Raw genomic sequence first — 19,420 nt, 5'->3', positions numbered from 1 at the left:
GAATTTGCCTATGGTGTATGAGTATTTTGTGTAGGCGGTATGGGAGATTCGCGCGGTTTTTTAGAATCTTTACTTTTTTGCTTTAGTCTTGCTTGCGTGGTAGTAATAGGGGAGCTTTGCTTGGTGGGAAGTAACACAAAAGAAGCAACCTTTTTGCCTAAATATACAATAGGAATCTCATTTTCATAATGCTCATTAAGATTTTTTATCGGAAGTAGATAAGGCGTTGTTGCTTGCTCTATTCCATAAAATCTTAAAGTTAAAGCAAGTTTATCATTGCCCACACCCACAGATTCAATACCCCTTTGATGCAATTCTCTAGCAATATCCTTACTGATATAATATGAGCTTGCAAAATGTTGCTCTATACCAAAAAGATAGAGAATCTTATTGTAGTATAAGACAAAGCTTTGTATTAAAAGAAGTGTGAAAATGACAGCAAAACGTCTCACATAGTTCGTCCTAAAAGGGCTTAGACGGATTCTCATATCCGAAAAAAATTGCCGTATAGCCACAGGAAGTGCAACCACGCTCATAGGAAACAAACTCTCCAAATCCACATTTTGGCGAATGGAAAGCAAAATAACAAAAAACATAGAAGTCGCACCAATGCTTACAAGTATATTGTTTTGCTTTCTTAGTGCATTTACAAGCGTATAGCAGTAATACAAAAGCAAAAGGGGTGAAAAGAAAAACATCATTTGACCTAGATTTGACAGAAAATGATTACGCGGCACACCCGAAATATCTAACCCAAAAAGATACATATTTAGTGCAAAAAATAAAAGTGAAAGAGACATACCAAACACATTTTTGTTCTTAAGCGCAAAGAAAAATAATGCAAAAAACAAAATCGCAAAGCTCCCGTCTAAAAATACGGCCACCAACATCACAGCATAAAGCATTATCTTTTGATTTTTAAGTTGAAAATAACAACACAAAAGCGTTACACAAATAATAAGCCCACTTTTTATTACAAATAACGCACTAAAAATAATACCTGGTAAAAGGGCATAAATCATCACCACTACTAACGCATCTCGTGGTTTTTTAAGGTAAATTCTAGAAATCTTATAGAAAAGAAACATATTGCACGCGTGTATCAAAATAAAAGGCGCACGCAGAGCATAATCATTCTGCCCGAAAAGCGCAATAGAATATCTTGCAAGCACAAATGCCAAATCATCAGAATAAAACAATCCTGCAGCTTCTTTATGATGAATACTCATATCCCCACAAGCAAGGAATAAAAAACATAAATTAATGCCTAAAATCAGGCAAAATATCACATTTGTGCGAAAATTAGAATCCTTATACCTAGTCCATATACGTTTAAACATACACTCACCTAATTAATCTCACTAAAAGTATAATTATGAGCTTTTAACTTCTCGCGTATAATAGTTTTATGCTCCTCACCTTTTGTCTCAAGAGCAAGAGTGATGAGCGCATCACCATATTTAAGCATCACAGAAGTCCTATCATACTCTACTTGCACGATATTTGCACCCACAGAGCTTAAAATATTAGTGAGCCCCTGCAAACTGCCGGGTTTATCGACAAGCACAACTTTTAGCTTCATCTTACGATTTGATTTCAACAAACCTTTTTCAATAATAACGCTTAACATCGTAATATCAATATTTCCACCACTTAAAAGCAGAGCGATTTTATCGTTTGGCTGTATGACAAATTTTTTATGAAGCACACTTGCCACACTTGCCGCTCCCGCACCTTCAACAACAAGCTTTTGCTTTTCAAGTAAAAATAAAATCGCATTTGCAATCTCTTCATCATCAACACTCACAATTTCATCAACACATTGCTTTAAAAGTGCAAAATTATGTTCATTCACATCACGCACTGCAATCCCATCAGCAATAGTGCGCACAGAATCTGTCTTTACAATCTCATTTTGATCAAATGACTTTTTCATCGCATCAGCACCGCTTGCCACCACGCCAATAACACGCACATTCGGGCATAACTGCTTATACACGCTCCCTATACCCCCAATAAGCCCACCACCGCCAATAGGCACGACAACAACGCTTATATCTTTACGCTCTTCAATCATCTCTAATGCAATACTGCCTTGCCCAGCTATCACCTCATCATCAGCAAAGGGGTGGATAAAGACAAGATTCTCAGCCTGTGCAATTTCTAATGCCTTAGCATAAGCCTCATCATAATTATCTCCACTTAGAACCACTTCTGCCCCTAAATCCTTTGTCGCACTCACTTTTAACAAAGGTGTGGCTTCAGGCATTACAATCACTGCCTTTAAGCCAAAGTGTTTTGCCGCATAGGCTACACCTTGAGCGTGATTCCCAGCACTTGCTGCTATCACACCTTGTATGCGCGCGCAATCTCCCTCCACCAAAGAGGCGATTTTATTAAATGCACCACGAATCTTAAAAGCCCCTGTAAGCTGAAGATTCTCTTTTTTAAGATAAATCTCCGCCCCTGCAATTTTAGAAAGCACGGGTGCATAGCCTAGTGCAGAGGACATCACTACATTTTTTAGTCGCTTTTGCGCTTGAAGGGCTTTTTCATATATATTTTTCATTTCTTTCCTTTGGGGGCTTTTTACGAGGGATTTTACCCTCTCTTGTGTTAAGAGAACTTGAATATATTTTGTATGTCTTAATATCAGCAAGGAGAATGGGTAACCCCACACCAATACCAGAGATAATAATAAGCACGATACCACTACTTGTAGTAAAATTTGGCAAACTATCGCCAAGTATCACACCAAGTATCACACTAAATACTAAACGCGTATAATCAATGGGTGCTACTATACCAGCAGGAGCAAGCATATAAGCGTGTGTGAGAAAATGCTGCCCTATAGTGCCAAAAAGTCCAAGCAATCCAATGTGTAGCCACTGCCACGATTGAGGCATAACCCAAGATTCATTAAAGGGGGGAATAGAAAAAGTGCTTACAATAAGTGCAATAACACTCATTGCTAATCCTGTGGAAAATACAGCCACCCACGAATTAAAATAATCCTTTATAGCGCGCAGATTCAAAAAAGCTATTGCCATAAAAAGCCCACTTAAAATCCCAAAGACAATATTAATAAGCTCTAATCCCTCAATACTTGGGTCGCAAATGAGTAAAACACCGACAAATCCAACAATAGTAGAGAAAATCACACCAAAACTAAATCTTTCTTTCAAAAAGATAAGAGATAAAAGCACAATATACAAAGGCATACTTTGCGTAAATGCCGTAGCTGTGCCAAGTGAGATTGTAGAGATATTATAAAAAAGTGCGACAAAGCTTAACCCCCCAGCCATTGCGCGAGAAAATATAAACCACCAACCACCGCTTTTATGTGCGGGATTCTTAAGTGGCTTACTAAAAACCACAGGAAGCAATAAAAGAACCATAAGAAAAGCGCGGAAAAATGCAACTTCCATAGCAGGAAGCTCTTGTGTAAGAATCTTCGCTTCCGCACTCATAAGCGCAAACAAAAATGAAGAAAATAGCATTGCAAAAATGCCTCGCACAATATTTTGCTTCATCGCAACCTCCCTGTGCTTAAAGTAAAATGATAGTTAAAGATTCTGTTTTTTTGGCAAACTCCTAAACTTCAAAGCCAAAAAGAACACACTTAGAATCTATGGAATGCCCTTTGCTTAATTTACAATAAAGTTTTACAAAAGGATAGTTTATGCGCGAGAAAGGTATATATATTCTTGGATTTTTCATTCTCTTAATAGTGTTGTCTCATCAAAGTTTTGGCTTTGAAGCAAATATTGATTTTAATGCACCAGAATGGGTAGAAGAACGAGAATCTGCAGATAATGATATTCCCGAATTGCCTCGTGCAGGAAGTTTATTTGGCAGTGGAGACAGACCGCTATTCTCCGATAGACGCGCGATGAAACCAGATGACCTTATCACTGTAGTTATTACTGAATCTGCAAATGCAAATTTCACAACAAACAAAAACTATAATGGTGCAAGTGGTGGAAATGTAACTCCTCCATCAATAGAATATACAGGCAATGATGAAGAACATAAACAAATTGTGCAAGAGCTAAACGACCAAGCAGCCTATAATCTTACTAAAGCAAACAATACCTCAAACTTTCAAGGTGGAGGAGCACAAACAAAAAGTGAAGCACTCAATGCCACACTCACCGCTAGAATCATCAAAGTGCTTGATAACAATACATACTTTATCCACGGGCGGCGTGAAGTGCTTGTCGATGGTGAAAAGCAGATTCTAGAACTTAGTGGTGTTGTGCGCTCATTTGACATTGATAAGGATAATGTCGTGCAAAGCAAACATATTGCAAATGCTAAAATCGCCTACACTTCTCTTGGACCAATCAGCGATACCAACCACAAAAAGCCCATAAGTGATGGCATAGAATCTTTGTATCCTTTCTAAGATTCTAAATACTTTGGCGTAATTTAAGGTAAGGTGATGAAAAAAATTGCCCTTATCCCTGCTCGTGGAGGGAGCAAACGAATCCCCCACAAAAATATCAAGCATTTTTGTGGCAAGCCAATCATCGCCTATCCTATTGCCACTGCTTTAGAATCTACACTTTTTGATGAAGTGGTAGTCAGCACAGATTCACAAGAGATTGCAGTCATTGCGCGTAATTATGGTGCAAATGTGCCGTTTATGCGCCCAAAAGAATTAAGCGATGATTTCACGCCAACAACATCGGTTGCGACACACGCAGCAAATATGCTGAATCTACACGATGATGATTTGCTCTGTGTGATTTACCCCACTGCACCACTTTTGCGCACACAAACGCTCTCTAATGCCCTGCAGTCTTTACTTGCAGATTCTACAAAATACTTTAGTTTCTGTGCTCTTGCCTATGATTATAACCCCCATAGAGGCTTTTATATCAAAAATGGTGATATAGAAATGCTTTTTCCCACACATTATCTCACACGCTCACAAGATTTAGAATCTATCTATCACGATGCGGGACAATTTTATTGGGGTAAGGTGAATGCGTGGAGAGAGCAGCTCCCCATATTTGCACCTCATTCGTGTGCGGTGATTATCTCTTCACTAGAAGCGCAAGATATTGACACATTACAAGATTGGCAGTTAGCAGAAATGAAGTATAAAATACTCTTTTCTACTTAAATCATTTATATATTCTATTCATCTTTATTTTGCGTATTATTATGCACAAGCACAGATTCTATAAGTCCATCAATATCGCCATCAAGCACACCATTTGTATCACTTGTAGCATATTGACTTCTTAAATCCTTAACTTGCTGATAAGGTGCTAAAACATAGGAGCGAATCTGATGTCCCCAGCCAATCTCGCTTTTATCGGTATTGCTTCCCTCTGTCATTTTCTGCTTCTCTAGCTCATAGAGTTTAGACTTTAGCATTTTAAGTGCAGTGGCTTTATTTTTATGCTGACTTCTATCGTTTTGACATTGCACGACTATGCCTGTTGGAAAATGTGTGATTCTAATGGCAGATTCTGTTTTATTTACGTGCTGTCCGCCTGCACCACTTGCACGATAAGTATCAATACGGATATCTTTATCTTCAATGTCAATTTGTATATCATCATCAATCTCGGGGCTTACTTGCACACTTACAAAGCTTGTATGTCGTTTAGCATTTGCGTCAAAAGGGGAGATTCTCACTAGTCTATGCACACCATTTTCACATTTTGCGTAACCATAGGCATTTTCACCCTTTATAATAAAAGCCACACCTTTAATACCAGCTTCCTCACCATCTTGCAAATCAAGCAATTCTACTTTGAATCCCCTACGCTCACTCCAACGCAAATACATACGATAGAGCATACTTGCCCAATCCTGTGATTCTGTCCCACCTGCACCGGGCTGAATCGTGATGATTGCATTCAATCCATCACTTTCATCACTAAGCATAACTTGAATCTCAGTATCCTGAATATGCTTTTGCAAAAGTGGAGCAGATTCAAAAAGGAGCTCCAAAGTAGTAGAATCCGCCTCGCTTAAAGCAATTTCATAAAGCTCTTGCGCATCATCAAGCTCTTGCTTCATTGTATTGAAAGTGCCTAGAATCCTCTCACATTTACGCTTTTGCTTTGCTACTTCCGCAGCTCTATGCGCATCATTCCAAAAAGATTCATCACTTTGTAAGGCTTCTATTTCGTGTAATTCTTTTTCTAAATCTGCAGGATTGAGAATTTTTGCAATATTTTCACATTTACTTCGCAAAGTTTTCAGCAATTCACCATATTCATAAGAATCCATACTCTCCCTTTTTGTTTCTCTTGCTTTAAGATGACTTACTCATACACATTTGCAGGAGAATCTACATTGTTTTTTTGAGTTGATAAAGATTCTCGAAAGATTAAAGCCCTTGACATTTAGAACATTTCACAAAAAGACGCATATCGTGGCTAATAAGCTGTCCGCCAAATTGCTTTGCTATCTCAAGCTGCAAACGCTCAATTTCTCCATTAACAAATTCTATAATATCACCACAAGTAAGACAAATGATATGATCGTGATGCTCTTTTGCTGCAATCTCGTAGCGTCTGCCACTTTTGTCTGCTTCAAGTGCAGTAATAAAATGCTCTTTTTCAAGAAAACTTAAGATTCTATATACTGATGAAATACTCGCATTTTTATCCGTTGTTTTGATGATATTTGTAATTTCCTCTGGGCTTAAGTGTGTGCCACTTTTATAAAGCACAGCAATAATTTCCTCGCGCTGTTTAGAATTTTTAAGCCCATTTTTTTTAATAGAAGAGCGCAAACGCTCAAAAATAGAATCTAAGGTTTCTATGCGATGATTAGCATTCATAATATTACTCCTTTAAAGATTGGTGAGGTGATGCAATATGATTCTTATTTTTCTTTAATTATAGCAACAATTTATCCAAAAATGCAAGTAAGAAACCTTATCATAATTATAAAAGTATTTTCTCTCTTTTAAAATGTGCATTTTTTTAACATATCGCATTGCTCTTAACAAAATTCTGTTATAAAGGCTCCACAATATTTAAAAATTTGAAAAATTTTTACTCAAAAATGGCACAATACTGCTATAATCTCAAAAAAATAAGGAGTTTGATAATGTTTGGTTCCAGCAAAGCACTTCGACAACAAATAATGGAAAAAGATGCACACATTGAACATCTTACTAAAGAGCTTGAACTCTACAAAGTGCTTGTAGGTTTTTCTCAAGCAGAAGCAATCATAGGAATAAAAAATGGCGAAATTGTATATAAAAACAACATTGCAGAAAGCCTCAAAAAAATTGATTGTATCCTTCCACAACTCAATGAGCAAACTACAAGTGTACATTGTGAGCGTGATGAGTATAGCGTTACAAATACTGAAGTAGAAGGCACTGTATATTATTCTATACTACCTCTTCAACTCCTTACCAATAATAGCACAGGCACAAATCTTTTTGAAGTCTATACAAAAAGTTTGAGAGAAGGGATTACTGGCACTCAAGAATCATTACAAAATGTGCTTACAGAATCTGCTGGTGTTGCGGAATACTCCATAAAAGCGGCAACATCTGCAGAAGATGGGATGAATAAAAGCACAAAAGCTCTAGAAGAAATCGAAGTTCTCTATGAAAAAATGCAAATTGCCTCTGATTTAGTAGATTCACTTATGCAACGAAGCAATGAAATTACAAGCGTTATCTCACTTATTGATGATATTGCAGAACAAACAAACTTACTTGCTCTTAATGCAGCTATTGAAGCAGCAAGAGCAGGAGAACACGGGCGAGGATTTGCTGTTGTTGCAGATGAAGTGAGGAAACTAGCAGAAAAAACACAAAAAGCAACAAAAGAAATTGCCGTAGTTGTTAAGTCTATGCAACAAGAAGCAAATGATATTCAAACAAGCACAGAAGAAACAAATGTCGCCACAGGTAATGTGCGTGAAGGCGTAATGGAACTTAACTCTATTGTAAGCAATCTCAAAATCGGTAGCCTTATCACAAAACATAGCACATTTAATCTCAGCAACAGAATCTTCTGTGTGTTGGCAAAGCTTGACCACGTAGTTTATAAAAACAATCTCTACTCATACATCTTTGGCTTAAATAGTAGTTTCAATTGCGTAGATCATCATAATTGCCGCTTGGGTAAATGGTATTTTGAAGGTGATGGTAAAAATGCATTTGCTCATACACAAGGCTACAAAGCACTTGATGCCTACCACGCAGGTGTGCATACAGAGGCAATATCATTGGCACAAACCTTTGCTGACACAACACTTAGCTGTCCAAAAAGTCTCATTGATTCTAAAATCCTTGCAATGGAAAAGAGTTCTGATGGCGTAATGCAAGCTATTTATGATATGTATATCGAAAAACAAGAAGAAATTTTGCGAGACATCAAAGAGCTTGAAAAAGAAATGTCACCAGATTCGCACCCATCTGCACCAGCCTCAAGCCAAAAAGAAAGCCAAGGTGAAGAATAAGTTAGGACATAAAACTTTATGTGGCAAAGGATAAAATATAGTTTTTTTGTGCTTTTTATCGTAGTGAGCATAGGTATCTGTGGATACCTTATCAAACTTTTTTATGATGTTGAAACAGAAATAAGCAAAATCAAAAACTATAACTTTGCTCTCGCCTCACAAATCGTAGATAGAAAAGATAGACTTATTGCTAATGTATTTACTGATGAAAACTTTAGATTCTATGCAACCTTTGATGAAATACCTCCACGCATAATAGAATCTCTCCTTGCAGTGGAAGATACACTTTTTTTTGAACATATTGGTATTAATCCCGATGCAATTTCACGTGCTATGCTAAAAAATATCAAGAATATGCGCTATGTCGAAGGTGGCAGCACACTCACACAGCAGCTTATCAAAAATATTGCCCTTAGCCCAGAAAAGAAACTCAAACGCAAACTTATAGAAGCAATGCTTGCTATTCATATTGAACGACATCTAAGCAAGGAAAATATTTTAGAACTTTATCTTAATAGAATCTCATTTGGACACGGCTACCATGGAATCAAAACAGCTGCATTAGGATATTTTCATAAAACTCTCAATGAATTAACACTCAAAGAAATTTGTATGCTTGTGGGATTGCCCAAAGCTCCTAGCTTCTATGACCCTACAAAAAATAAAGAATACTCAATGGCAAGGGCAAATGATATTATTGATAGACTTTATGATATTGGGTGGATTTCAAAAGAAGAGCAACAAAATGCGCTTCAAGAAGTGCCGGAAGTTTTTAACCAAACACTTACACAGAATGTCGCTCCTTATGTGGTAGATGAAGTTTTGCGAGAACTTTCTCATATTGATGATATTAAAACTGGCGGATACTACATTAAGCTTAATATTGACCTTGATTATCAATTTGCTGCGCAAGAAGCTCTCATATATGGTTATGAGACAATCAATAAAAGGCTTATAGAACGTTATCCCAAAACCTTTAATGATGATTTTACTCACGATACTCTAAATGGCGCAATGGTCGTTACAGATACGCACAGCGGTGAGATTCTAGCAATGGTTGGTGGAGTAGATTATGTCAAAAATAAGTTTAATCGTGCTACTCAAGCCAAAAGACAACTTGGAAGTTCCATAAAACCCTTTATTTATCAAACTGCATTTGACAAGGGTGAATCTCCAGCGACTTTTGTCCCAGATGTCCCGCGTAAATTTACAACTAAAGGCGCAAGTGAAGCTGCAAGCGATACAACAGAAGAAGCAGAGCGTAAAGTATGGCGTCCATCAAATTATTCAAGTAAATTTAATGGTTTTATGACACTTAAAGATGCTTTGCGCACTTCAAGCAATCTCGCCACAATTAACCTCGTAGATCAAAATATTGGTTTTAACGATCTTTACCACTCCCTTCAACAAGATGGTTTTGAAAATATCCCACCAAATATGTCTATTGTGCTTGGGAGTTTTGAGCTTTCCCCTATGGAAGTTGCACGACAATACTCAATGTTTTCTAATTATGGCACGATTTTAAATCCCACACTTATACAATCTACCACAAATAGGCAAGGTGAAAATGTGTATAGTTCCCCTACACAATCGCGTCATATCACCACTCCTGCTCAAGCATTTTTAACTATTGATATTTTGCGTGATGTCGTTAATCGTGGCACAGGCTCAAGAGCACGTATAGTAGGCTTAGAGGTGGCAGGCAAGACAGGGACTTCAAATCGTAATGTTGATGCGTGGTTTTGTGGATTCACACCCGATGTGCAAGCAATTGTGTGGTATGGACGCGATGATAATACTCCCATAGGTCCTCACGAATCTGGCGGTATTGTGGCTCCACCAGCATTTGCTTATTTTTTCTCTAAAGTGCTTACTTTTGACCCAGGAATTACTCGTAAATTTACTATTCCCAATGGTGTAAGGCTCAAAACTCTTGATTATGGTGATTTCTACTATACAGAAGATTCTCCACTTCCTAGCAAAACTCCTCTTATAAATATTGATGAAGAACTTTTATTTTAAGGGTTAAAGGCATTTTTACCTAAAACGCGTTACAATACGCAATTTAAAAAGGATAAATTATGAGATTAAAAATGCAACACGCCCCATATATCGCAAATAAAATAAGTATTGATTTAGGCAACTCTCCACATACAGAGATTCTTGTCCCTATTGCAAATATTGCTCAAGTCGCATTAGAATACTTACAAAGCAATATTCAAAAAGAACAAGCCATTGAAGAAAAAGTGCGCGAAATTCTTGAAGAGCGAAGCGATGAAATTGAAGATTTTAATATGGACGAACGAGAGCTTTTTAGAATGTGTAAGCGTCAAATTGCAAATGAACAAAACTTTTATCTTGCGTGGGAAGAGCGATGCAGTGATCTTTCTCATCAGATTCTAAGTGCTTTGCACGCTTATATCAAAATCAATGCTTCTGAAACTATTATCAAAAACATTATCTTTAAAGCCATTAATGAATATTCGAAAATCTATGACAAAGCAGAAGAAGCCGTTATTGAAAAGCTCAAAAAATACAAACGCAAACTTACCTATGGCACAGAAGAATATGAAATTGTCTTTAGCAAACTCTATGAAGAAGAGTTACGCAAAAGAGGGCTACTATGAGCAATCTTTTCCAAGATGTGCATTTGTATTTTGCCAATGGTTTGCATATTCAGGCAAAGAGCTTTGGTGCGCAAGGAAGTTTCATAGGTGAAGTGGTATTTAATACCTCAATGACAGGCTACCAAGAAATTATCACTGACCCAAGCTATGCTGGGCAATTTGTCGTTTTCACAATGCCCGAAATTGGTATAGTTGGCACAAATAGCCAAGATTGTGAATCTACGCGTGCTTCTTGCGTAGGCATTATCCTTTCTTCTTATAATGATTTTACTTCAAACTTCCGCTCACAGCAAAGTCTTGCCACCTATCTCAAAGAACATAATATTATGGGAATTTGCAATGTTCATACGCGTGGATTAATTAAAATGCTGACTACGCAAGGTGCAATGATGATGATTGCCTCCACAGAGCTAAAAGATACACAAGAGCTTAAAAAAGCTTTAGAATCTGCACCTTCGATAGGAGAGATTAACTTTATCAAAGAGGTTTCTACACAAACCCCTTATACACATACAGATTCCATTTTTGACTTCACACAATTTGACTTTAGCACACCTCCTACGCCTCGCGCTAAAGTCGTAGCAATTGACTTTGGCGCAAAAAGCAATATCCTTAATGAATTAAATGCAGTAGGATTAGAAGTAGAAGTTTTGCCTCATTATTTTTGTGCAAAAGATATTATTTCAAACTTTCAATCAGGAAAGATTCAAGGAGTGTTTTTGTCTAATGGACCAGGAGACCCTCTCGTGTTGCACAAAGAAATAGAAGAAATCAAACAGCTCATTGAAGCAAATATCCCTATTTTTGGTATTTGCTTAGGGCATCAGCTCCTCTCTATTGCGCACGGCTATCCCACCTATAAGCTTAAATTTGGGCATCACGGAGGTAACCACCCAATTAAAAATCTCCAAACAGGCGCAGTAGAAATAACTGCTCAAAATCACAACTATTGCGTCCCAGAATCTATACAAGAAATTGCCACAATCACACATCGCAATCTTTTTGATGGCACAATTGAGGGTGTGCGATACAAAAATAAGCCTATTTTTTCTGTCCAACATCACCCAGAGGCAAGTCCTGGACCAAAAGAAGCGCGTGTGCTTTTTGAAGAATTTGCTACTCTCTGCACTAAAGGTTAAAGTATATCATAAGTAAAGTTTCTATCTTTACTGCCCTAAAAATATTTTTCCCACTGCAAGAAATGCGCTTTTAAGCTCATTTTTAAAGGTATAAATAATTGTAGAAATTGTAAAAACAAGCACAATAAAGGCAATAGCGATTTTCACAGGAAATCCAATGGCAAGGAGATTAAATTGTGGGTGAGTTTTCATAATCATACCAAAAATCACATCAGAAAGAAGGATAATCGCTAGAATAGGAAAAGCCATAGAGAATCCTACTGCAAAGATATTACCAAAGGCTTTGACAAAATATGCCACACTCTTTGGTTCAAAGACAAAGCTCCCAAGTGGCGTAGCATTAAGACTATGCGAAATGATAAGAAAAATCGTGTGATGAAAATCAAGACTTAGTGCAATCAGCAAACCCAAAATCGCAATGAGTTGTGCAATAATAGGCTTTTGTGTCCCACTCACAGGGTCATAAGCACTTGCCATTGTAAGCCCCATAGTGAAACTGATAAGTTCCCCACCAAAGCTTAACATTGCAAATACAATCTGCAAACAAATAGAAGCAATGAATCCTAGCATTATCTCAAACAAAGCAGCAATAAGGAATTCAACCATTGTCATATCGGGCAAATGTGTGCTTGCGATAGGAAAAAATGCCACGCTCATAAAAAATACCATAGCTGCGCGGACATTGATACTGATAAGCTGATTATCAAAAAAAGGAAAAAACGCAAACACACCACTAAAACGAGCCACCAAAAGCAAAAATACGGCGACACTATGGGGTTGGGTAATGTAAGCGACAAGCTCCATAGAATCTAATCTTTAATCTCTTGATAACGCAATTTTGCTTGTTCTAGAATCTCCTCTGCATTTTTAAGGCTTTGCATACCTTTTTCATAGAGCGCGAGAGATTCTTTAAGCGTAACCTCTTGAGAATTAAGTTTATTAAGCACCACTTTTGCCTTCTCGAGCATTTCTTCAAATCCTTGCTCTTCTGTAGAAATATCTTCTGGGGAATAGTCTATTTGCTCTTGATTTTGTGTTTTTTGATTTGACATTTTAGAATCCTTAGCCGTGATAATTTGGTGCTTCTTTTGTAATATCTACATCATGCACGTGAGATTCTCTTAATCCCGCTGATGTAATCTCCACAAAACTCGCTTTCTCCCACAACTCATTAATATCTTTGCTTCCCAAATAACCCATTGAAGATTTAAGACCACCAATAAGCTGATGAACAACATCGCCTACTTTACCACGATATGGCACGCGCCCTTCTACTCCCTCTGGAACAAGCTTATCCTGTGCTGTGCCTTCTTGAAAATATCTATCTGCACTGCCTCGAGCCATAGCACCCATACTTCCCATACCACGATAACTCTTGTATTGTCTGCCTTGATAGATAATTAAATCACCCGGGGATTCTTCAGTGCCCGCAAGAAGGCTGCCTATCATCACACTTGAAGCACCAACTGCTAGAGCTTTAGCAATATCGCCTGAGTACTTAATACCACCATCAGCAATAATAGGCACATTGTATTTTTTTGCTACTTGAGCGCACATATCAATAGCAGAGATTTGTGGCATACCCACACCTGCAACAATACGTGTGGTACAAATGCTACCTGGTCCTATACCCACCTTAATAGCATCTGCCCCCGCAGAAATCAAATCTTGTGTGGCTTGTGCAGTTACAACATTCCCAACTATTACATCAACATCAAGCTTAGATTTAATTTTTTCTAAAGTCTTAATCGCATTAATAGAATGTCCGTGCGCACAATCAAGCACGAGCACATCAGCTCCTGCATTAGCTAAAGCCTCTGCTCTATCAAACTGCTTCACCCCAATAGCACCACCCACTTTTAATCGCCCAAAATTATCCTTACAAGAATGTGGATACTCTATGCGATTTTGAATATCCTTAATCGTAATAAGCCCTTTTAATGTGTAACTTTCATCAACAATGGGGAGTTTTTCAATACGATTTTTGTGCATAATCTCTTTTGCTTCTTCTAAGGTCGTGCCAACTTTAGCAGTAACAAGAGAATCTTTTGTCATAAGCTCCCCTACAAGCTTATTCAAATCGTGCTCAAAGCGCACATCACGATTTGTTAGAATCCCTATGAGTTTGCCATATTCATCAACCACAGGCACACCCGAAATCTTATAATTATCAGTAATTGCCTTTGCATCAGCTAGTGTGCTATCTGCACGAATATAGATAGGATCGACAATCACACCACTTTCATTTTTTTTCACGCGTTTAATCTGTTCAACCTGTGCAGCAATATCCATATTTTTATGAATGATACCAATTCCACCCAATCGCGCCATAGCAATAGCTGTGCGATATTCAGTAACAGTATCCATTGCTGCACTTACAAGAGGAACATTAAGTGTGATATTCCTGCTTAATTGGGTTTGTGTATTGACTTCTTGAGGAAGAATTTCCGAGAAATTGGGAATAAGGAGGACATCTTCAAAGGTGAGAGCTTTTTGTATGATTTTCATTGCTTTTCCTTATGCAAGTTCTTTTTCTAATCCGTAGGCAGCATTTAGAATAATTTGTTCTCTAAACTTCGCCCCAATAAGCTGCATACCAATACTTAAACCATTGTCATCTTTTCCCACGGGCATACACAACGCAGGGAGGCCGGCAAGATTCACACCAATGGTATAAATATCACTCAAATACATCTCCAACGGAGAATGTGATGCACCAAATTTAGGAGCAACGCTTGGGGCAATAGGCAATAAAATCGCATCACATTCATTAAAAATTGCCTCATATTCTGCACAGATTTTCTTACGCACCTGTTGTGCTTTAAGATAGTAAGCATCATAATATCCACTACTTAGCACAAAACTTCCTAGCAAAATGCGCCTTTTAACCTCTTCTCCAAAATACGCGCTACGTGTATTGTAATATAAATCCTTAAGATTCTCTCCTTGTGCCCTTGAACCATAGCGCACACCATCAAAACGCGCTAAATTAGAGCTCGCCTCTGCCGTGCAAATAATATAATAAGTAGAAATATGATAGCGCGTATCAAGCATAGATCTTTCAACAATAGTATGCCCCATAGACTCTAATACCTTAATGGTTTGATTATAAGCCTCTTGCACCTCTAAAGTCGCATCTTTGAGAAAATCTTTTAACACAGCAATTTTATAACGTGCATTCGAATCTAGGTTCTTAAAAGTATTAAGAGAAGGGAGATTTACACTTGTAGAATCTTTCTCATCATATCCACTTATTGCATCGAGTAAAAGTGCAGCATCTTCTACATTTTGTGTAATTGGTCCTATTTGGTCAAGACTTGAGCTATAAGCAACCAAGCCATAACGACTAACTCTCCCATAACTTGGCTTTAAACCCACACAACCACAGAATCCTGCTGGCTGTCTTATAGAACCACCTGTATCACTCCCAAGTGAAGCAATGGCAAGTCCGGCAGCTACTGCTGCTGCGCTTCCTCCACTACTTCCACCTGGCACACGCGAAGTATCAAGAGGATTTTTTACCCTACCATAGCAGCTTGATTCGCTCGTGCTACCCATCGCAAATTCGTCCATATTCGCACGTCCAAAGGCGCACATTTTGTTGTTATGAAGTTTATTAATCACTTCTGCATTATATGGAGAGATGTAACCTTTTAAAATTTTGCTGGCACAAGTAATTTCCCAACCCTTAACATTAATATTATCCTTAATGAGAATTGGCACACCGCTACTACTCTCTTGTATCTCGCCGATATACGCATTCAGCTCTATATTTTCTTTAACTTTTTGCGTGATAATCTTTTTTATTTCTTTAAGCTCATCTTCACTCTTAGTGAGTGCTTCTTTAAGTGTTATCATTGTATCTCCTTAGATAAGCGTGAAATTATAGAATCTTCTTGCTTTAAAATAGCTATAAAGATTCATATACTTTTTTAATAAAGCATAATTGTGAAGTCGTATGCAAAAGAAGCATATCAGCTAATACAAGCGATACCATAGCCTTAGCTACCACACTGCCACGCACTGCTACACAAGGGTCGTGCCGCCCTTTGATATGGCATATCTGCTCCTCATTTTGCGTATTGAGTGTGTGTTGTGGGATAAAAATACTTGGCGTTGGTTTGAAATAAGCTTTCAATAGAAGTGTATTACCATTACTAATTCCACCTAACACACCCCCGCTGTGATTAGTCATAAATCCTTGTGCATTCATTTCATCATTATGTTCATGACCATATTGCGCGCTTACATTCACTCCATCTCCAATTTCCACCGCTTTGACTGCATTAAGCCCCATAAGCGAATCTGCTAATGCACCATCAAGACGATGATAGAGTGGTTCTCCTAACCCAGCAGGAACTCCGCACACGCGAATAAGTGCCACGCCACCTATACTATTATGGGCATTTTTAGCATTTATTATCAATGTTTTTTGTGTATCTTCACACATTTTATCTAATGCAAAAATCTCGCTTTCTCTTGCATACTCAAAATCATACTCCTTAGCCCATACATCGCCAATAGCACAAATTCCACTCTCTACTTTAATGCAACATTCTTTTAAAAGCATTTGTGCGATTGCTCCTGCAGCTACTCTTGCCACACTCTCTCGAGCAGAGCTGCGTCCTCCACCGCGATAATCTCTCACACCATATTTTTTAAAATATGTAAAATCTGCGTGTCCGGGGCGAAAAATATCCTTGATATTCTCATAATCGCTACTTTTTGTTGCTGTATTTGCTATCCATAACCCAATAGGTGCGCCCGTGCTTAAACCTTCAAATACACCGCTTAGAATCTCTACTTTATCGGGCTCTTTGCGTGCTGTTGCATAAGCATTTCTTCCGGGAGCACGCTCACGCATAGCAGATTCTAAAAACACTTCATCAATAGCTAACCCAGCAGGAACTCCATCAATCACACAGCCTATGCCTCTGCCGTGAGATTCTCCAAAAGTGCTTACACGAAATGCTTTGCCAAAGGTATTCATTTTTTACTCCTTGTGTAATGAGTTTTTCTGTGAGATTTTTTCATAGGCAATCTGCGCACTTTTTTGCTGTGCTTCTTTTTTAGAATGTCCCTTACACTTTGCATACTCTATACCTTGAATACATAAAGCTATTTCAAAAATTTTCTTATGATCAGGTCCGCTTTCACTCACTAACTTATAAGTTGGAATCTCTCCATAAAGAGCTTGTGTAAGCTCTTGTAGGGCTGTTTTGTAATCCATAAAAAGAGTATTCATATCTATTTTTGCATAATTTTTTTCAAGTAAATTATAGACAATATCGCGGAGACAAGTGAGTTGAGATTCTAAATAAATTGCTCCCATTACTGCCTCAAACGCATTTGATAAAATGGAGGCTTTCTCTCGTCCTTTATTACTCTCCTCACTTGAAGCAATATGCAAAAAATCACCTAATTCTATTGACTTGGCAAGCTTCATAAAACCCTTTTCATTTACAATGCACGCACGCAGCTTGCTCAACTCACCCTCTTGTGAATGAGGAAATTTATAAAATAAATATTCTCCCACAAGCAAATCAAGCACTGCATCGCCTAAAAATTCTAAACGCTCGTTATTGTAAGGTTTTTTGCAACTCTTATGTGTAAGAGCTTCAAGTAAAAGGTTTGGATTCTTAAAGGTATAACCAATTTGTTTTTCAAGCAAATAAGGTGCTTTAGGCAAAGTCGTAGTTTTAGACATTCTCCTCTCCTTTGGCTAAAAAACCTTTTGCAGATTCCCTAGCAAGCTTATCGCATAATTCATTTTGTTCTATACCATTATGCCCCTTTACCCAATGAGCATTTACACAATGAGAGGCAGAGACTTGCAAATAACTTTGCCATAAATCAGGATTCTTAATATTTTTAAACTGCTTTGCCTGCCATTTAGGTAGCCACTCATTAATACCATTACACACATAAGAAGAATCGCTATACAATTCGACAACACAAGGCTCTTTGAGAGCCTTAAGAGATTCTATTACAGCTAAAAGCTCCATACGATTATTTGTCGTGTGTGCCTCACCACCTCTTAGAATCTTCTGCTTTGAACCAAAGCTTAAAATCCCACACCAACCACCAGCACCCGGATTTCCCAGCGCACTTCCATCACAATAAAGGGTAACTTGCTTCATTATCAATCTTTCGTATTTTTAATAATACATCACTATTGAGTAGCTCCCCACAATGCGAGCAACGTGCATTTTCAAAAGGAAAAATCTGCTTACAGCCGTGGCAACGATATTCAAAGTCTAAATCCACTGGCACATTTGAATAACGTTTTAAGATTCTCATATTTTCTAATTCAAAGATTTCGCAACTTTGATTATCCACTACTAATCCCTTTGCACGATATACATCAAGGATTTGCTTATCTGTAAGTTGCTCTAATGGCACATCTTTATCATCAAATTGCCATAGTATATCAATATATTTCTCTTGATGCTTACTTTTAATCATCTCCTCCCAAAAAAGTGAGTGATTGACGCTCTTAAAAAATGAAAGGACAATTTTTTCAAGCTTTGGTTCATTATCCTTTATCTCATTAAGCTTGATAATTTTTTCTGCAATAGGCATATCGTGGCTATTAATAAGTAAAAGTGTATGCAAATAAGCCTTGTTAAGTTCGAGGGCATAAAAAAAATGCTCATTTTTGCTTGGAGGCATATTTTCATAAATTTCTTCAATACACATAAGCGCATCAATAGCATTTTTGTATTCATTCAAATACTCATAAGTTTTAAGCAAATAAATAAGCACCTGTGGATTTCTAGGATAATTTTTGAGAATCTCCAAATACACATTTTTTGCTCTTTGTAAAAATCCCGCACTATAATACGCATTCCCAAGATTCTGTAAAATCTCAATTTTTATCTTTGCCTTGCTACTTTCTGGAGAATGTTGTAATTTCTCTAAAATGCTTAAATAAATTTTGATTGCTTCTTGTGTATTGCCACTTTGGATATAAGCATTAGCAATAAATTGTAGAGTAGGGATAGGATTATCTGAAAGCGCGAGAAATTCTTCCACACCTTGCGTAAGTCCCACAAATTCATAAGACTTAGTTAGATTCTTTAAAGATTTTTCTTTTTGCTTATCTTTGTAGCGATTGCGGTAGTAATCAATAAATGTTACGAGCGCAATAATTGCTACAAGAATGATAATGCCAACAAGTGGGTCTGTGTAAGAAAACATCAC

The 19,420-nt window shown here is 37.6% G+C and carries 19 protein-coding genes; 6 read left to right on the top strand and 13 right to left on the bottom strand.

Features of this window, described 5'->3' with window-relative positions:
* Nucleotides 1-8: 8 nt before the first annotated feature.
* From LS65_RS06445 to LS65_RS06435, 3 genes are read right to left on the bottom strand one after another with little or no spacing between them, the layout of a single operon-like run.
* The gene (locus tag LS65_RS06445) at nucleotides 9-1,340 is read right to left on the bottom strand and encodes a glycosyltransferase family protein (protein ID WP_034362480.1); all 1,332 of its coding nucleotides are present in this window, start codon (nucleotides 1,338-1,340) and stop codon (nucleotides 9-11) included.
* Between the two features lie 8 nt (nucleotides 1,341-1,348).
* Complete coding sequence (gene ilvA / locus LS65_RS06440; protein ID WP_034362479.1) at nucleotides 1,349-2,569, bottom strand: threonine ammonia-lyase; 1,221 nt, start codon at nucleotides 2,567-2,569, stop codon at nucleotides 1,349-1,351.
* Nucleotides 2,553-3,533: a DMT family transporter gene (locus LS65_RS06435; RefSeq protein WP_052061113.1), complete on the bottom strand. Its 981-nt coding sequence runs from the start codon at nucleotides 3,531-3,533 to the stop codon at nucleotides 2,553-2,555. The genes ilvA and LS65_RS06435 overlap by 17 nt, the downstream gene beginning before the upstream one ends.
* 149 nt (nucleotides 3,534-3,682) lie before the next feature.
* Between LS65_RS06435 and flgH the strand changes: the two genes are divergently transcribed.
* Both flgH and pseF read left to right on the top strand, forming a co-directional pair.
* The gene (gene flgH, locus LS65_RS06430; protein ID WP_034362478.1) at nucleotides 3,683-4,408 is read left to right on the top strand and encodes a flagellar basal body L-ring protein FlgH; all 726 of its coding nucleotides are present in this window, start codon (nucleotides 3,683-3,685) and stop codon (nucleotides 4,406-4,408) included.
* A 36-nt stretch (nucleotides 4,409-4,444) separates the two neighbouring features.
* On the top strand, nucleotides 4,445-5,131 hold the full coding sequence (gene pseF, locus LS65_RS06425; protein WP_034362476.1) for a pseudaminic acid cytidylyltransferase: 687 nt from the start codon (nucleotides 4,445-4,447) through the stop codon (nucleotides 5,129-5,131).
* A 14-nt stretch (nucleotides 5,132-5,145) separates the two neighbouring features.
* Here pseF and prfB read toward each other — a convergent pair whose 3' ends face one another.
* Nucleotides 5,146-6,252, bottom strand: coding sequence for a peptide chain release factor 2 (gene prfB, locus LS65_RS06420; protein ID WP_034362473.1), 1,107 nt, complete (start codon nucleotides 6,250-6,252; stop codon nucleotides 5,146-5,148).
* A gap of 100 nt (nucleotides 6,253-6,352) precedes the next feature.
* On the bottom strand, nucleotides 6,353-6,808 hold the full coding sequence (fur, locus tag LS65_RS06415) for a ferric iron uptake transcriptional regulator (protein ID WP_034362471.1): 456 nt from the start codon (nucleotides 6,806-6,808) through the stop codon (nucleotides 6,353-6,355).
* A gap of 272 nt (nucleotides 6,809-7,080) precedes the next feature.
* On the opposite strand from fur, the gene LS65_RS10415 reads away from it, so the two are divergent.
* From LS65_RS10415 to carA, 4 genes are read left to right on the top strand one after another with little or no spacing between them, the layout of a single operon-like run.
* Complete coding sequence (locus tag LS65_RS10415; protein ID WP_138129796.1) at nucleotides 7,081-8,451, top strand: methyl-accepting chemotaxis protein; 1,371 nt, start codon at nucleotides 7,081-7,083, stop codon at nucleotides 8,449-8,451.
* 18 nt (nucleotides 8,452-8,469) lie between these two features.
* Nucleotides 8,470-10,473, top strand: coding sequence for a transglycosylase domain-containing protein (locus tag LS65_RS06405; RefSeq protein ID WP_034360695.1), 2,004 nt, complete (start codon nucleotides 8,470-8,472; stop codon nucleotides 10,471-10,473).
* A gap of 59 nt (nucleotides 10,474-10,532) precedes the next feature.
* On the top strand, nucleotides 10,533-11,078 hold the full coding sequence (locus LS65_RS06400; protein WP_034360698.1) for a DUF507 family protein: 546 nt from the start codon (nucleotides 10,533-10,535) through the stop codon (nucleotides 11,076-11,078).
* On the top strand, nucleotides 11,075-12,217 hold the full coding sequence (gene carA, locus LS65_RS06395) for a glutamine-hydrolyzing carbamoyl-phosphate synthase small subunit (RefSeq protein WP_034360700.1): 1,143 nt from the start codon (nucleotides 11,075-11,077) through the stop codon (nucleotides 12,215-12,217). Before LS65_RS06400 ends, carA begins: the two co-directional genes overlap by 4 nt.
* A gap of 27 nt (nucleotides 12,218-12,244) precedes the next feature.
* On the opposite strand, the gene fliR is transcribed toward carA, so the two are convergent.
* From fliR to LS65_RS06355, 8 genes are read right to left on the bottom strand one after another with little or no spacing between them, the layout of a single operon-like run.
* Entirely contained in the window at nucleotides 12,245-13,021 is a 777-nt protein-coding gene (gene fliR, locus LS65_RS06390; protein ID WP_034360702.1) for a flagellar biosynthetic protein FliR, read from the bottom strand.
* A gap of 5 nt (nucleotides 13,022-13,026) precedes the next feature.
* On the bottom strand, nucleotides 13,027-13,269 hold the full coding sequence (gene xseB / locus LS65_RS06385) for an exodeoxyribonuclease VII small subunit (protein ID WP_034360704.1): 243 nt from the start codon (nucleotides 13,267-13,269) through the stop codon (nucleotides 13,027-13,029).
* A 10-nt stretch (nucleotides 13,270-13,279) separates the two neighbouring features.
* On the bottom strand, nucleotides 13,280-14,725 hold the full coding sequence (guaB, locus tag LS65_RS06380; protein ID WP_034360706.1) for an IMP dehydrogenase: 1,446 nt from the start codon (nucleotides 14,723-14,725) through the stop codon (nucleotides 13,280-13,282).
* A 9-nt stretch (nucleotides 14,726-14,734) separates the two neighbouring features.
* Nucleotides 14,735-16,075 (bottom strand): Asp-tRNA(Asn)/Glu-tRNA(Gln) amidotransferase subunit GatA, encoded by a 1,341-nt coding sequence (gatA, locus tag LS65_RS06375; protein WP_034360708.1) that lies wholly within the window; start codon nucleotides 16,073-16,075, stop codon nucleotides 14,735-14,737.
* A 52-nt stretch (nucleotides 16,076-16,127) separates the two neighbouring features.
* On the bottom strand, nucleotides 16,128-17,207 hold the full coding sequence (aroC, locus tag LS65_RS06370) for a chorismate synthase (protein ID WP_034360710.1): 1,080 nt from the start codon (nucleotides 17,205-17,207) through the stop codon (nucleotides 16,128-16,130).
* 3 nt (nucleotides 17,208-17,210) lie between these two features.
* Nucleotides 17,211-17,924: a ribonuclease III gene (rnc, locus tag LS65_RS06365; RefSeq protein WP_034360712.1), complete on the bottom strand. Its 714-nt coding sequence runs from the start codon at nucleotides 17,922-17,924 to the stop codon at nucleotides 17,211-17,213.
* Complete coding sequence (gene rnhA / locus LS65_RS06360; protein WP_034360714.1) at nucleotides 17,917-18,357, bottom strand: ribonuclease HI; 441 nt, start codon at nucleotides 18,355-18,357, stop codon at nucleotides 17,917-17,919. The genes rnc and rnhA overlap by 8 nt, the downstream gene beginning before the upstream one ends.
* Complete coding sequence (locus LS65_RS06355) at nucleotides 18,332-19,417, bottom strand: hypothetical protein (RefSeq protein ID WP_034361810.1); 1,086 nt, start codon at nucleotides 19,415-19,417, stop codon at nucleotides 18,332-18,334. The genes rnhA and LS65_RS06355 overlap by 26 nt, the downstream gene beginning before the upstream one ends.
* Nucleotides 19,418-19,420 lie beyond the last annotated feature (3 nt).

It is taken from the genome of Helicobacter japonicus, from assembly GCF_000762845.2.
Lineage (GTDB): Bacteria > Campylobacterota > Campylobacteria > Campylobacterales > Helicobacteraceae > Helicobacter_C > Helicobacter_C japonicus.
This window is presented reverse-complemented; position numbering and strand designations above follow the sequence as displayed.